This window comes from Bacillota bacterium (genome assembly GCA_012837335.1).
GTDB lineage: Bacteria > Bacillota > Limnochordia > Darwinibacteriales > DTU012 > DTU012.
In genome coordinates this window covers 23,106-37,006 of the sequence record DURM01000058.1, presented here as the reverse complement: position 1 = coordinate 37,006, position 13,901 = coordinate 23,106, and the positions used below count along the sequence as shown (strand labels likewise).

The following is a 13,901-nucleotide window of genomic DNA, read 5'->3' as shown; positions in this document are numbered from 1 at the left end:
TCAAGATAGCGAGGCTTTAACTGCTTTATACATAATATCTGCCGGTGGTGTTATCCCCCACCAGAATTCCCACGCTTTCACAGCCTGCCAAACCAGCATGCCGACACCATTTTGAATTCGGCAGCCGAGTTTTTCGGCTTCCTTTAAAAGCCGGGTTTTTTCCGGATTATAGACAATATCGATCACAAGCTGCTGTGGTTTTAACAGACCTGGATCGATCGGTGTCTGTTCGATGGAATCAGTCATACCCACGGAAGTAGTGTTGATCACAACCTCAACCTGCTCCATAATTGGCGCCAGCTGAACCGGTTCAAGGGGCACGACCGAGATCTGCTCTCCAGCTGCATCGACAGCCGCTGCCAGCTGCTCTGCTCGCTTTTGGGTCCGATTGGCAAGATAAATCCGGCACTCTTTTTCTACCAGGGCAGCCGCTATCGCCCTAGCCGCCCCTCCGGCACCAACCACAAAGGCCGTTTTTCCCTGAAAGTCAAAACCCAGCTCATCTGCGGCGGCTGCGGTAAACCCTTCTCCATCTGTGGTATGTCCGATAATCCGATCTCTGCTGAACTTAATTGTATTCACTGACCCCACTGCCTGAGCCTGCGGGGTGAGATCTGTCAAATACGGCAGCACCTTTTCTTTATATGGAACTGTAACGTTTAGACCGGCAAAACCGAGAGCTTGGGCTCCATAGATAGCTTGAGCAAGCTGCTCTTGTTCAACCAAAAGCGGCAGATAAATACCTTTCATGCCCACAGCCTGAAACGCGGCGGTGTGCATTATCGGTGACAGCGAATGAGCAATCGGATTGCCGATAACTCCTAAAAGCTCCATCAGCCCACCTCACGTTCATAAGCAGTTTGTGAGAAAAGCTTTTGCAAGAGTTCATCTACATCAGATACACCTATTACCTCGATATCGCAGTTAACATTGGCAGCAGCATCTAAATTCTCCGCCGGGATAAACACCCGTTTCATCCCTGCCCGCTTCGCGCCATAGATCTTTTCAGGAATACCGCCTACAGGCTTAATCCTTCCCTGAAGGGATATCTCGCCAGTTATGGCCGCATCTTGCGGCAGTGGGACTTCTTTAACCGCAGAATAGATTGCCAGCAAAATTGCGGTTCCTGCCGAAGGTCCGTCGATATTGCCGCCGCCAACAATATTGACATGCAGATCATAGCTGCTCAGCTCTTCGCCAGTTAAAATTCTAAACACGCTGGCCGCATTAAAGACACTGTCTTTAGCCATGCTGCCGGCTGTATCGTTAAACCGAACGACTCCTTTATCTTTCTGGACTGCAGGGAAAGCTGCCGCTTCGATTTCAATAACCGAGCCCACAAATCCGCTCACTCCCAAGCCGAACACTCGTCCAATTTCCTGCTTCTGTGACGCTTTAATATGATTCATCGGCGTTAAGCGTGAGCCGTTAATAACAGTCAGGAGATCATCCTTGGTAATCTCAACATTATCGGTGCTTCTGCCTGCCTCGCAGCTGCGGAAAAGAGCCGCGCTATAAGCATCGGCCAGCAGCCGCACAGCCTGCCTGCCCTCAATTGTGTACTGGGCGATCATTTTCGTAAGCTGCGGATCCAGATCTAGCTCCAGTCGCTCAGCAGCAGCCGCTACAATATTCTCAATGTCTGTTTCAGACAGGGGCTCAAAAAAGATTTCCGCGCAGCGGGAACGAAGAGCAGGATTGATCTCGCTCGGATCTTTTGTGGTAGCGCCGATCAAGATAAAATCTGCCGGAGCTCCGTCAGTAAACAGCTTCTTGATCCATTTCGGCACCCGCGGATCATCGGGATCGAAGTAGGCGGAATCAAACTGCACCCGCTTGTCCTCCAGTACCTTTAACAGTTTATTCTGGAGGAGCGAATCCAGCTCCCCGATTTCATCAATAAACAGCACTCCTCCGTGAGCTTTGGTTACCAAACCCAGTTTAGGCTCAGGAATAGCGCCATCCGCCAAATCCCGCTTAGCCCCCTGGTAAATCGGATCGTGAACGGATCCTAAAAGAGGATTCGTGATCTCGCGCGGATCCCAGCGAAGAGTAGTGCCATCGACTTCCACAAACGGCGCATCCTCTTCAAAGGGGGTGTAAGGCCGAGCTTTGGCATAGTCTAAAGCTAACCGCGCCGCTGTGGTTTTACCCACTCCCGGTGGTCCATAAATAATGATGTGCTGCGGAAATGGTGAGCTGAGTTTGCTCACCAGCGCGGTAAGAGCACCTTTTTGGCCCACAATTTGCGACAGCTGTTTGGGCCGCATCAATTCCACCGCCGAAGCTGACAGCTTTTTTGCTTCCAGCAGTTCTAACTCTGCGTATTTTTTCAGTGTCTGGGCATTATCAGGGCCCATCTCCTGCTTAAGTACTTCAGCCTGGATTTCCTGCAGATATTCTTGATGGCGCTCCTGCATTAGAGCCGCTACTTTGGCTTCCAGTTCCTTTTCAATGGTCTGTTTAGCCAGCATCTGAGCAATATTATTCTTAAGATCATCCATCACTGAATCAAACTCAGCTTCAGAATAGTCTTTTTCAATAGTGGGATCCTCGTACACCAGTCTCGCCAGCGCCGTAAGGCGTTCTGAGATCTGATTTGAATCCATTAATTGCAGTGCGTTCAGCTTACCGGCTTTCAGCACCAACTGCTCAGAACCATGCAGTTCACTTAGCAGATCAAACATTACCGATATCTTGTTACTGATGCTGTTTTCATCGAACTCTGGTTTATCCAAGCTCTGGTTCTTCGACTTCACAAACATGCTAACTAATCTCCTTAACCTTCGATAACTTGCACAATTACCTCTGCCTTAACTTTAGGGTGAATGCGCACTGTTACAGGGTATTTACCTAAGCTTTTGATTGGCTCTTCCAGCTCGATTTTCCTTTTGTCAATTTCCACCTTATACTGACGCTTGAGCCGGTCAGCAATGTCCTGGTTGGTAATTGAGCCAAAAAGCTTACCGGATTCTCCAACTTTGGTTGCGATCTGTAATTTCTGCCCATCCAACTTGGCTGCAATGTCCTGGGCTTCCTTTAATTCCCGCTCCCGCTTTTGCTTTTTAGCCTTATTCTCTAAACTAACCTGCTTGAGGTTCCCTGCTGTAGCTTCTACGGCTAAACCTCGCGGCAGGAGAAAGTTGCGGGCATAACCCTCCGCAACATCAACAACTTCACCTTTTTTCCCTAAATTCTTCACATCTTTTTGTAGAATAACTTCCATATTACTTCGCCTCCTTATCTACCCTATTCAGTTTGCGTACGTCAAACCAGGTATCTAAGACCCCCAACATAACCAGAATATTATAGATTAATACATTCCCTGTCAACAGCAGAAAAATAGTAATCAGGATCCTGAAGCTCTTCCTAATCTCTGCCTGGGTGAGATAGAACCAAAGAATTGCTAAACCCTGGATAAAAAAAGCTCCCGAGAAGAAAATATCGATATTTACCACAACTGCTTGGAATACTTGATTAGGAAAATATGCGTGGACAATGGTTAACGCTTTGCTGATGATGTAGCCCCAGACAAAATACCACGGCAGTTTCCAGTGAATAAATGGGGAAAACTTTGGCATCGCCACGCCAAATCGCTTCATAACTATGTTGAGAACCAATAAACAGAGTATCGTTTCCAGCAAGCTGGAAACCAAGATATAGATGGGAATCAGCATGGCAAACAAGCTCGGCATGCTGGTGAACACCTCTTTGTACTGGGCAAGCAGATCAGGAGACATCTCCATATGCTGCCACATGGACAGCATCTGCTCAGACATATTGTTCCACAGCTGAGTAAAATCTGCAATCAGGTTGTAATCAGCGATCAGCGCCAGTGCAGTTAACCGCAAAATCAAGGACAGCGCTGCAGCACCGACCCCAATAAGAAAGATGCGGGTAAAACTGAAATTCTCCTTCACTACCAAACCCAGGACGATACCCATAAACCCGACAATCAAGATATCCAGTCCGATCAAAGGTGTCACAAATACCAGTGAAGCAACCGCGGCTGATGCAAATGACACCAGCATTCCTGTCCGGAGATTATGGCGAAAAACAATTACTGCCAGCGGCACCGGTATTAAAAAACTGAAAAATCCGAAAGTAAAATTAAGCAAACTCAACAGCACAATTATTACGGCTGTCATTGCTCCTTCAGTTACCGCTCTAGTTTTCAACTGCCCTTCACCATCCCACCTGAATCTAGTTCTTTTCTACTTCTCTATGCGTAAAATATAGTCCTGCCGATCTAATCTTCGGTAAAAAAAGGGAGCAGCTTTGCTGCTCCTCTCTTTTACTCTACTGTATAAGGCATCAGTGCCATTTGACGCGCGCGTTTAATCGCGGCTGTCAGCTGACGTTGATGAATAGCGCAGTTACCGGAAATGCGGCGCGGTAAAATCTTACCCCGCTCAGTAACGTACTTGCGCAAGCGGCCGGTATCTTTATAATCGACCTGCTCAATTTTATCAACGCAGAAGGCACAAATCTTTCTTCTGCCTCTACGACCTCTATCTCTGGCCATTATCCTGCCTCCAAATCTATTTGATTAAAATGGTACATCATCAAATCCTGATTCGGACGGACTGGTCATTGTCATGTCTTGATCTCGATTCGGCCAATCCAGGAACTGGACCTGTTCAGCCACTACTTCGGCTGCCTTGCGGCGAATGCCGTCTCGATCATCGTATGAGCGGATCTGCAGTCTTCCTTCAACTGCAACTAATCGACCTTTATTGAGATGATTGGCACAAGTTTCGGCTAATTTCCGCCAAGTGACAATATCAATAAAATCTGTCTCGCGTTCACCATTTTGGGAAACGAATGACCTATCTACAGCGATCGTAAAAGAAGTAACAGCAAGTCCACTCTGAGTGTAACGCAATTGGGGATCTGCGACCAACCGCCCAATAAGGATTATTCGATTCAACACCTAAAAATCACTCCTTCGCTCATTCTTGATCTGTACGAACGAGCAGAAAACGAAGTACTTCTTCGGTAATCTTGAGAACACGATCGACTTCTGTAGTCGCTTCGTTATCTGCTTTAAACTTGATTACCACATAGAAGCCTTCGGTGTGATCTTGTACCTCGTAGGCAAGTCTGCGCTTGCCCCACTTGTCGATATTAGTGATTTCACCGTTTCTAGATGTTACAATCTCAGTAGTTCTTGCTAGCAAAGCTTCAACTGCTTCTTCTTCCAATTCTGGACTCAGCAGCAGCATTAATTCATAGGTACGCACCGTCGGCTCACCTCCTCCCTATGGACTAGCGGCCCTAGACTAATCTAGGGCAGGGCCGGTATTATTATAACACTCTCTGGCAAGATAAGTCAAACATTGAAATGAAATAGAATTACATCGCCGTCCTGTACCTGATAGTCCTTACCCTCCAAGCGAACTGCACCCTGTTCCTTCGCTTTCGCGAAAGAACCAAACTCGAGCAGCCTGTCCGCTTCGATCACCTCAGCCTTAATAAATCCCCGTTCCATATCCGAATGGATTTTACCAGCTGCTTGAGGAGCGGGTGTTCCACGGGGAACAAGCCAGGCCCGGGTCTCTGCTCCTTTGATAGTATAAAATGTCACTAAGTTCAACAGCTGCCGTCCAGCCTCAATTATCCTGGTCAAACCGGATGCTTCCAGCCCATACTCAGCAAAATATTCTTCCGCTTCATCTGGACTTAAATCTGCCAAATCTGCTTCTAAATCTGCGCAGACTAAGAGCACCTCGCTGTTTCGGGCAGAAGCTTTTTCTTTTAGAGGTGCCAGCTGCTGCTCCAGCTGATCCGGTTCGCCAAGCTGTTCCTCATCTACATTGATCACAAACAAAACCGGCTTGACCGAAAGCAGTCTCAGATCATTCGGCAGTCGTTCAACATCGATTAAATCGACTCTGCCGTTATTGAGATGCTGGCTTGTTTCCTTTAGAAGTTCCAGCTCCTCAGCGTATTTTCTCTCTCCCGTTTTCAGCATGCGGGTAACCCGCTCAATGCGATTCTCTAGTGTCTGGAGATCCGCAAGAATCAACTCGGTTTCTACTATTTCCAGATCCCTTAATGGATCCACACTTCCCTCTACCGCGCTCACATTCGGATCAGCAAACGCCCGGATCACATGAATCACAGCGTCCACTTCCCGGATGTGGGACAGAAACTTATTTCCCAAGCCCTCGCCCCGGCTTGCACCGCGCACCAGGCCGGCAATGTCCACAAACTTAATTACAGCTCCGGTAGCCTTCTCAGGCTTAACTAAATCAACCACATCCATAAAGCGCTGATCCGGAATCATTACCACACCGACATTCGGTTCAATTGTGCAAAACGGATAATTGAGGGCAGGTACATCCGCTTGGGTTAAGGCATTAAATAAAGTTGATTTCCCCACATTAGCCAAGCCAATTATTCCTATTTGCATCAGCTCTGACACCTACCCTTTAAAAGTATAAGTTATCTATTACTTTGTTCTGCTAAAATATCAGCGATAATCTGTTCTTGTATTTCGTCAAATTTGGTGAAGTCCATAAAGCGGACGTAGTTCAGCTCCAAGTCATCATGAATTGCCTTCGCCCGCCTCAGCTGCCCGAGCGCCAGGTTAACCAGCTCCTCAAATAAAACAAAGTTTTTGTGGAGCGTGTACTGGTAATGGCTCCGCCGATAATGATCCAAGTAATCGTTGAGATTAACTACCTCGGCTCCCCGCTTCTCATAAATATGCGGCGGATAGGATGAAATAAGCGCGGTGCCTAATTGGGGCAGCGCCAGGTGATCAATGCGGGTCGGATCAAGAGGGCAGTGATAGGCCTCTACATCACAGCCTCGGGCGGAGGCGTAATCGGCAATCCGCTCCATAACCAGATCTCTGCCGGCACCGGGCTCGCCCTTAATAATAAACTGAATCGGAAAGTCTTCCATAATACTGTGAAGCTCATTGACCTGTCCCTGCGGCGTATAAGCCGAGGCAAATAGGCGTCTTATCCGACCCAAACGGCCTTGGTCTTCCCAATTACCAAAAATCTCAAGGACTAGATTCTTGATAACCTGGTTCACCTGGGCGAAGTCCATGCAGCTTTTATTAATCTCGCACATATCATTATGAAGCTCCTTAGCAGCGCGGAGATAACGATAAGCCCTGGGATAGCACGCTTTGTTTTCATCTGTAAGCTCAATAATCTGCTCCCGCCTTGAGGCAATTTGGTCCGCGTCCCAAAATTCACCGAGATTAATCACCCGCTCTACACAGCCGGGATACTTCGGCTCAATAATATGGGGAGCTGTGCCGTCAACCACGGCAGCCTTCAGGGCCGGAACAGCAACTCCATCGAGAGAATCCGCGTCCGAACTGCAGTGGAACTGCTCGATATCATAACCTAATGCTGACATGCGCTCGGCTATTTTCATCATTAAAGTCGACTTACCTGTCCCAGGTCCGCCCTTAAGGATATAAACGCGGTAGGGCACACCAGCTGCGATTTGATCAAAAAAAGAATGAAATCCCTGCGGTGTAATACCGCCTGCAAAAAACTTTCTAACTCGACCCATTTTCTTAACCCCTTTCGCCAAGATCACATAGTAGTATATGCGATCAGAGAGTAGGCGTGCAGTTCTGTTTTAAGGGGTTTTGACTTCCTTAACCTGTTTAACCAGCTTAACGCGGGGAATCAAAATCACCCGCCCGCAGGTCACGCATTTGAGGCGCATATCTACTCCAGATTTTAATACTTCCCACTCGTCGCCTCCGCAGGGATGTTTTTTACGCAGCTGCAGAATATCTCCAACATTGTACATCTAGATCCCCCCCGCTTCAATTATAGCTGATAGTGTGAGCGGATTCAAAAATAATTGCGTCAACAGGCAGGTTTTTACCTGCTGTCAACGAATAGTTTACTAAGCATTTAATAATGGAGAAGGGAAGATGATTCTTTGAAATTTCACAAACTACCGATTGTATTGATTTTAGCACTGGTGCTGTCCAGCGTACCGGTTTTTGCCGCTGGCAGCGACGAAGTTGTCGCAACTGTAAACGGAAAAGCAATCACCCTAGCCGCATTTTATGATGCTTTGGAGAAAGAGTTCGGAGCTTACGTTTTAAGCCAGATGATTATAAAAGAGCTGGTTGCACAGAAGCAGGAAGCCTTGGGTGTTTATCTTGTTCCCGAAGATTTTCAATTCGTCTTCGCCAGCATTATTAACCAGCTGGGCGGAGAAATGGGTTACATAAATTATCTAGCTCAGGTTGGCATAACTGACCAGGAATTCAGAGAGCAGCTCGAGTTTGAGCTGACAGTAAACCTTCTGGCGTATGAAGAAACAACAGTTACTCCAGAACAAGTGATCGAGTTTTTCCTGCAAAACGAAGAATACTTTAATCAGCCTGAAATGGTCAGAGCAAGCCACATTCTCGTGAAGACAGAAGCAGAAGCAGATCAGCTGCTTGAACAGCTTAAAAATGGCGCTGATTTCGCCGAGCTGGCTGCGCAGCATTCCTTGGATACCAGCAATAATTATCTCGGCGGAGACTTAGGATACTTTGAGAAAGGAAGAATGGTTCCTGAGTTTGAAAACATGGCTTGGTCCCTGCCGATCAACAGCTTTAATAAGGTGGAAACAGTTTATGGCTGGCATATTGTACTAGTTACCGACAAGCTGGATGCTCAGCCTGCTGATCTCGATGCACAGTGGGATTATGTTGAGCAGACTTTAATCGACTATCTTGCCAGCGACTTAAATTCCTATATTTACAAACTGGAAGAAGAAGCAGAGATCGAGATTTTAAGAGAAGGCTACAGATAAAACAGTACAGAGATTTAAAAGGCATCAACTGCGCACAGCGGTTGATGCCTTTTTGATTAAGTATTTTTCTGATACTTCAAGATCGGCTTGCGCGCCGCTTGTGTTTCATCGAGCCTTTTCAAAGGCGTCTTGGTCGGCGCTGCCTTTACTGTTTCCGGATTGTTTCTGGCTTCTTCAGCAATTGCTTTCATGATCTGAATGAATTTATCCAGCGCTGACTTCGATTCAGTCTCCGTAGGCTCTATCATCAGTGCCTCTTCGACAATCAGCGGGAAATAGATGGTTGGCGCGTGAATGCCGTAATCCAAGAGTCGCTTGGCGATATCCAGGGTAGCAACGCTCTGCTCTTTCTGCCATTTTCCAGAGAGAACAAATTCATGCATGCAGATCCGGTCGTACGGCAGGAAGTAGTCTTCCTTGAGCTGATTCATTAAATAATTGGCATTAAGTACCGCGTTTTCACTGACTCTTTTCAATCCCTCCGCACCTAAGCGGCGGATATAGGAGTAAGCTTTGACCATTACCCCGAAGTTGCCATAGAATGCTTTAATCGGTCCGATACTCCGCTTAGGATAAGCGAAGTGATATCTTCCTTCTGTGCACTCCACTGTTGGCGAAGGCAGAAAATCAACGAGCTTTTCACAGACCACAATCGGACCGGCTCCCGGACCGCCGCCGCCATGGGGAGTGGAGAAAGTTTTGTGCAGGTTAAAGTGAACGATATCAAAACCACAATCGCCCGGTCGGGTTATGCCCAAAATAGCATTGGCATTTGCCCCATCAAAGTACAGCAAACCCCCTGCCCCATGAATAATCTCCGCAATTTCTTCGAGATTCTCATCAAACAGCCCCAGCGTATTTGGGTTTGTCAGCATTAAACCGGCTGTTTGAGGGCCAACCATGGCTCTAAGAGCAGCTGTATCCACACCGCCGCGATGATCTGATGGAACTTCTCGAACTGTAAAGCCCGCCATGTGGGCACTGGCCGGATTAGTGCCGTGGGCTGAATCAGGAACTATGATCTCCCGCCGCTGCTCCCCTTCTCCATTCGCCTCGTGATAGGCTTTAATGATCAAAAGGCCAGCTAGCTCGCCATGAGCTCCGGCTGCCGGAACTAGAGACGCTTTAGCCAAGCCGGCAATCTCAGCCAGGCATTGATCTAGCTCATACATCAGCTGCAGCGCTCCCTGCGCTGTATCTTCAGGCTGCCGAGGATGAATGCGGCTGAATCCGGGCATCGCGGCAATATCCTCATGTACGCGCGGATTATACTTCATAGTACACGAACCCAGCGGATAGAAGCCCACATCGACACCGTGGTTCATCCGGGAAAGTCCAGTAAAATAGCGGATAACTTCGGGCTCGCTTACTTCCGGCAGCATAGGTTCAGAACCGCGTAGATATGAATCGGGTACCAGTTCTGCGAGGGGAATTTCCGGAACGTCAAGCTCCGGCAGGGCATAGCCCCTACGTCCGGGTTTAGACATCTCCAAAAGCAGCATCAACGACACCCCCTCAAAAGTTCAGCGAATTGATCTAATTCCGCGCGCGTGCGCGCTTCTGTCACAGCGATCAACACGCTGTCAGCTAGATCCGCATTTACAAGCTTGAGCGGAAAACCACCGATATAACCGTGTTCAAGCAGCCTTTCGTTCACCCGCTCCCAATCCAAATCGGCCTGGAGAGCGAATTCTTTAAAGACCGGTGCGTTAAAACGCAGTTTAAACCCAGCGTCGATCAGTTTATGCCGCAGATAAGCGGTTTTCTGCAGACACTGGTAAGCAACCTCTCTGATTCCGTTTTTGCCCAACAGAGCTAGGTAGATGGTAGCCGCCAGGGCATTTAAAGCTTGGTTAGTGCAGATATTAGAAGTCGCTTTTTCTCTTCGAATATGCTGTTCCCTTGCCTGCAGAGTCAGAACATAGCCGATCTTTCCATCCCGATCAGTGGTTTGTCCCACAATTCTGCCGGGCATTCTCCTCACCAGCTTCATATCATTAACTGCAAAATAGCCTACGCTTGGTCCGCCGAAGCTGATAGGGTTACCCATGCACCCGGCATCTCCCACGACAATATCGGCTCCGTACTCCCCAGGAGACTTCAGCAGACCGAGACTGATGGGGTCAACGGCCATCACTAATAATCCGCCACGGCTCTTAATCCACTCAGCGATACCAGCAATGTCATCAAGTACACCGAAAAAGTTAGGCTGGGCAGCAATCACACACGCTAGTTCAAAGCCTAGTTTCGGATCAACTGCATCCAAATCGATCATTCCCGTGGTCTGATCATAAGGCATGATAATTAACTCAATATTTTGACTGCTTAGATATACCTGCAGAATGTCCAGCCATTGGGGATCAAGATTAGCTCCAACAGCTACCTTATCACGGCGGGTAACATTACATGACATTAAGGCTGCTTCTGCCAGCGCTGTAGCCCCATCGTACATGGAGGCATTAGCAGCTTCCATATCTGTTAAATTGGCAATCAGAGTTTGAAATTCGAAAATCGACTGCAGCACACCCTGACTGATCTCGGCCTGATAGGGCGTATAGGCAGTTAGAAACTCACCCCGGCTGATTAGATGGGAAATTGCCGCCGGGATAATGTGGTCATAAGCGCCTGCACCCAGAAAAGAAACATATTGGTCAAGATTGACATTTTTTTGAGCCAACCTGCCCATATAGCGGAGGAGCTCAGGTTCTGTCAGAGCTTCAGGCAGGTCAAGCGGTCTTGTGAGGCGCAAATTTTCAGCTATATCAACAAACAAGTCTGCTATTTGAGTCATTCCAAGTGATTGCAGCATCTCCTGCTGCTCTTCAGGAGTGTTGGGTATGTAGGGCACAGCTATACCTCCTTCAAATAGCGCTCATACTCCTCGGCAGTCATTAAATTGGAGAAATCGAATTGGTTTGATTTAACTTCGATCATCCAGCCATCATCATAGGGCGACTCATTTACTAACTCTGGGCTGTCTTCTAACTTTTCATTAACCGCTGTAACTGTCCCAGACACCGGAGAATAAACATCCGATGCTGCCTTAACCGACTCTACGACTGCAAAGGATTCTCCTTCAACAACTTCAGCGTTAACTGCTGGAAGCTCTATGAAAACGATATCGCCTAGCTGATCCTGCGCATATTCTGTAATCCCTACTCTAACAACCGTATCACTTACCTCTTGTACCCATTCATGTTCCCTGCTGTAAAGCAATCCTTTTCTGACTTCCATTAGAAAGTACCTCCTTTGAAATTATTGCTTTTTAGTAACAAACCTGCCTTTTACAATCTCAGCAGGTACTCTGCGGCTGCGGATCTCAATTTCGATCATGGTTCCTGCTTTGGCATACTCGGCCTTAACATAGCCCATTCCGACTGCCTGCTGCGTACTCGGGGAGATGGTACCGCTGGTAACGTATCCAATTTCTTGGTCTTGATTTACTATCTTATATCCATGGCGTGGAATTCCTTTTTCTTTGAGAATAAATCCGACCAGACGCTGTTTAATTCCTGCCATTTTAAGATTCAGCAGAGCCTCGCGGCCGATAAAGTCTCCTTTATCAAAATCAACAAAGCGGCTTAAACCGGCTTCCAACGGGGTTATGCTCTCCGTTAATTCATTTCCATACAGCGACATCCGCATTTCCAGTCTTAGTGTATCCCGAGCTCCCAAGCCAGCCGGTTGGATCCCATAAGGTTTACCCACTGCGAGCAGCTCTTCCCACAGCTGTGATGCCAAATACAGTGGCAGATAAATCTCAAAACCATCTTCCCCTGTATATCCGGTCCTTGATACGCGAATACCTTCATTTTTATAGAGCAGATCGGCAAAGGCATAGTAGCGCATAGATTCTAATTGATAGTCCAGCGCTTTCTCAGTGACTGGCAGAGCATTTGGACCCTGAACAGCGATCAAAGCTGTAGAAGGCGACAGATCAGTGACGGCTGCGTTCTCAGGCTTGTGCTCTAACAGCCACTGGTAGTCCTTATCTTTATTGGCTGCGTTGACCACCAGATAGAACCCTTCTGGCACACGATAGATTAGGATATCGTCAATGACGCCGCCGGCCTCATTGGTCAGCAGAGAATACTGAATCGCACCTGTTGTTAGTTTTGACACATCATTAGTAGTCACATAGTTGAGAAAGTCCTGCGCCCCAACTCCAGTCACAAGAATTTCACCCATATGACTCAAGTCAAAGATTCCTACTGCGGTGCGAACAGCCTGGTGTTCCTGGACAATGCCTGCGTACTGCAGCGGCATCAAATACCCTGCAAATTCCGTCATCTTAGCCCCCAGCGCAAGGTGATAATCGTAGAGCGGTGTTTTTTGTGCCAATTAAACCCCTCCCTTAAGTTTGTGAAGATCTCTTAATTACCATTTGTCACCAAAGTGTGATTTCCTTCATACCATACAACACCAAAGCTTTTTACCGGCAAAGGGGGAATGACATGTTTAGTATCCTGAAAGCGATCCTCGACCCGATTTTAAAAGCGCAAAAACGAACTGTTATTCTGATTTGGAAACCGGTTAAACGCAGTTAAGATAAAACCCTAGCCTTCAAGCTGGGGTTTTATCTTATCGCGACCTAAAAATAAGGAAAATCAAGAAGGCAATGATCACCCACAGAAGCATCCGCATATTCGCCAGCTTTGGCGGTTCTGCATCCTTCCAAGGTCGACGGTTGTTCAATTTAGCACCCTTTTTCAGATATTTTACCCCTTCTGCTATATTTCCCTGCTGCTTATAAAGCACTCCGAGATTGTGATAAGCATTGCCGTATTCAGGATCGGCTTCAATAGCCCGATGGTAAACAGCTATTGCCTCTTCATACCGCTCCTGTTCAAAATAGATGTTGCCCAGATTACTGTATGCCACAGCCAACTTGGGATTATGAAAAACTGCGGTTTTAAAGCACTCTTCTGCCTCCGGCAGGTTTTTCTGATAGACATAAGTAACACCCAGCTTGTTCCAAGCCTCGGCTTGCTTAGGATCTGTTTCAATAACTGCTTTAAAACATTTTTCTGCTTCATCATATTCTCCCATATCAAATGAGCGAATTCCTTGTTCAAATAGAGAAAGCTGGTTATCCATCATCGATTCCCCCC

16 protein-coding genes are annotated in these 13,901 nt (G+C 47.3%); 1 reads left to right on the top strand and 15 read right to left on the bottom strand.

The genetic code is table 11. The annotated features are described in order from the left end of the window. The 10 genes from aroE to GX019_08030 form a co-directional block, all read right to left on the bottom strand. The gene (gene aroE, locus GX019_08075; protein HHT37116.1) at window positions 1–834 is read right to left on the bottom strand and encodes a shikimate dehydrogenase; all 834 of its coding nucleotides are present in this window, start codon (window positions 832–834) and stop codon (window positions 1–3) included. Further along, window positions 834–2,765 (bottom strand): ATP-dependent protease, Lon family, encoded by a 1,932-nt coding sequence (lonC, locus tag GX019_08070; GenBank protein HHT37115.1) that lies wholly within the window; start codon window positions 2,763–2,765, stop codon window positions 834–836. Before lonC ends, aroE begins: the two co-directional genes overlap by 1 nt. Window positions 2,766–2,779: 14 nt before the next feature. After that, window positions 2,780–3,226, bottom strand: a complete 447-nt coding sequence (locus GX019_08065; protein HHT37114.1) for a 50S ribosomal protein L9 — start codon at window positions 3,224–3,226, stop codon at window positions 2,780–2,782. A 1-nt stretch (window position 3,227) separates the two neighbouring features. Further along, window positions 3,228–4,178, bottom strand: coding sequence for a DUF2232 domain-containing protein (locus GX019_08060; protein ID HHT37113.1), 951 nt, complete (start codon window positions 4,176–4,178; stop codon window positions 3,228–3,230). Between the two features lie 116 nt (window positions 4,179–4,294). Continuing rightward, on the bottom strand, window positions 4,295–4,525 hold the full coding sequence (locus GX019_08055; protein HHT37112.1) for a 30S ribosomal protein S18: 231 nt from the start codon (window positions 4,523–4,525) through the stop codon (window positions 4,295–4,297). 24 nt (window positions 4,526–4,549) lie between these two features. Continuing rightward, window positions 4,550–4,933: a single-stranded DNA-binding protein gene (locus tag GX019_08050; protein ID HHT37111.1), complete on the bottom strand. Its 384-nt coding sequence runs from the start codon at window positions 4,931–4,933 to the stop codon at window positions 4,550–4,552. A 19-nt stretch (window positions 4,934–4,952) separates the two neighbouring features. Then, window positions 4,953–5,243 (bottom strand): 30S ribosomal protein S6, encoded by a 291-nt coding sequence (locus GX019_08045; GenBank protein HHT37110.1) that lies wholly within the window; start codon window positions 5,241–5,243, stop codon window positions 4,953–4,955. An 89-nt stretch (window positions 5,244–5,332) separates the two neighbouring features. Continuing rightward, window positions 5,333–6,415, bottom strand: coding sequence for a redox-regulated ATPase YchF (ychF, locus tag GX019_08040; protein HHT37109.1), 1,083 nt, complete (start codon window positions 6,413–6,415; stop codon window positions 5,333–5,335). Between the two features lie 32 nt (window positions 6,416–6,447). Further along, a complete protein-coding gene (locus GX019_08035; protein ID HHT37108.1) occupies window positions 6,448–7,539 on the bottom strand; it encodes an ATPase in 1,092 nt (363 codons plus the stop codon). 69 nt (window positions 7,540–7,608) lie between these two features. Next, window positions 7,609–7,785, bottom strand: a complete 177-nt coding sequence (locus GX019_08030; protein ID HHT37107.1) for a DUF951 domain-containing protein — start codon at window positions 7,783–7,785, stop codon at window positions 7,609–7,611. A 135-nt stretch (window positions 7,786–7,920) separates the two neighbouring features. On the opposite strand from GX019_08030, the gene GX019_08025 reads away from it, so the two are divergent. Further along, on the top strand, window positions 7,921–8,790 hold the full coding sequence (locus tag GX019_08025) for a hypothetical protein (protein ID HHT37106.1): 870 nt from the start codon (window positions 7,921–7,923) through the stop codon (window positions 8,788–8,790). A gap of 56 nt (window positions 8,791–8,846) precedes the next feature. Here GX019_08025 and GX019_08020 read toward each other — a convergent pair whose 3' ends face one another. From GX019_08020 to GX019_08000, 5 genes are all read right to left on the bottom strand, one after another. Continuing rightward, window positions 8,847–10,292, bottom strand: a complete 1,446-nt coding sequence (locus GX019_08020) for an aminomethyl-transferring glycine dehydrogenase subunit GcvPB (protein HHT37105.1) — start codon at window positions 10,290–10,292, stop codon at window positions 8,847–8,849. After that, entirely contained in the window at window positions 10,292–11,638 is a 1,347-nt protein-coding gene (locus GX019_08015; protein HHT37104.1) for an aminomethyl-transferring glycine dehydrogenase subunit GcvPA, read from the bottom strand. The genes GX019_08020 and GX019_08015 overlap by 1 nt, the downstream gene beginning before the upstream one ends. A gap of 2 nt (window positions 11,639–11,640) precedes the next feature. Continuing rightward, window positions 11,641–12,024, bottom strand: coding sequence for a glycine cleavage system protein GcvH (gene gcvH, locus GX019_08010; GenBank protein HHT37103.1), 384 nt, complete (start codon window positions 12,022–12,024; stop codon window positions 11,641–11,643). A gap of 21 nt (window positions 12,025–12,045) precedes the next feature. Then, window positions 12,046–13,131 (bottom strand): glycine cleavage system aminomethyltransferase GcvT, encoded by a 1,086-nt coding sequence (gene gcvT, locus GX019_08005; protein ID HHT37102.1) that lies wholly within the window; start codon window positions 13,129–13,131, stop codon window positions 12,046–12,048. Window positions 13,132–13,371: 240 nt separating this feature from the next. Further along, window positions 13,372–13,887, bottom strand: a complete 516-nt coding sequence (locus GX019_08000) for a tetratricopeptide repeat protein (GenBank protein ID HHT37101.1) — start codon at window positions 13,885–13,887, stop codon at window positions 13,372–13,374. Between the last annotated feature and the right edge of the window lie 14 nt (window positions 13,888–13,901).

Bases quoted from the DNA above. Each gene is read 5' to 3' on its own strand.
- aroE (HHT37116.1), bottom strand. From the start codon at position 834: ATGGAGCTTTTAGGAGTTATCGGCAATCCGATTGCTCATTCGCTGTCA.
- lonC (HHT37115.1), bottom strand. From the start codon at position 2,765: ATGTTTGTGAAGTCGAAGAACCAGAGCTTGGATAAACCAGAGTTCGAT.
- GX019_08065 (HHT37114.1), bottom strand. From the start codon at position 3,226: ATGGAAGTTATTCTACAAAAAGATGTGAAGAATTTAGGGAAAAAAGGT.
- GX019_08055 (HHT37112.1), bottom strand. From the start codon at position 4,525: ATGGCCAGAGATAGAGGTCGTAGAGGCAGAAGAAAGATTTGTGCCTTC.
- ychF (HHT37109.1), bottom strand. From the start codon at position 6,415: ATGCAAATAGGAATAATTGGCTTGGCTAATGTGGGGAAATCAACTTTA.
- GX019_08035 (HHT37108.1), bottom strand. From the start codon at position 7,539: ATGGGTCGAGTTAGAAAGTTTTTTGCAGGCGGTATTACACCGCAGGGA.
- GX019_08030 (HHT37107.1), bottom strand. From the start codon at position 7,785: ATGTACAATGTTGGAGATATTCTGCAGCTGCGTAAAAAACATCCCTGC.
- GX019_08020 (HHT37105.1), bottom strand. From the start codon at position 10,292: ATGCTGCTTTTGGAGATGTCTAAACCCGGACGTAGGGGCTATGCCCTG.
- gcvH (HHT37103.1), bottom strand. From the start codon at position 12,024: ATGGAAGTCAGAAAAGGATTGCTTTACAGCAGGGAACATGAATGGGTA.
- GX019_08000 (HHT37101.1), bottom strand. From the start codon at position 13,887: ATGGATAACCAGCTTTCTCTATTTGAACAAGGAATTCGCTCATTTGAT.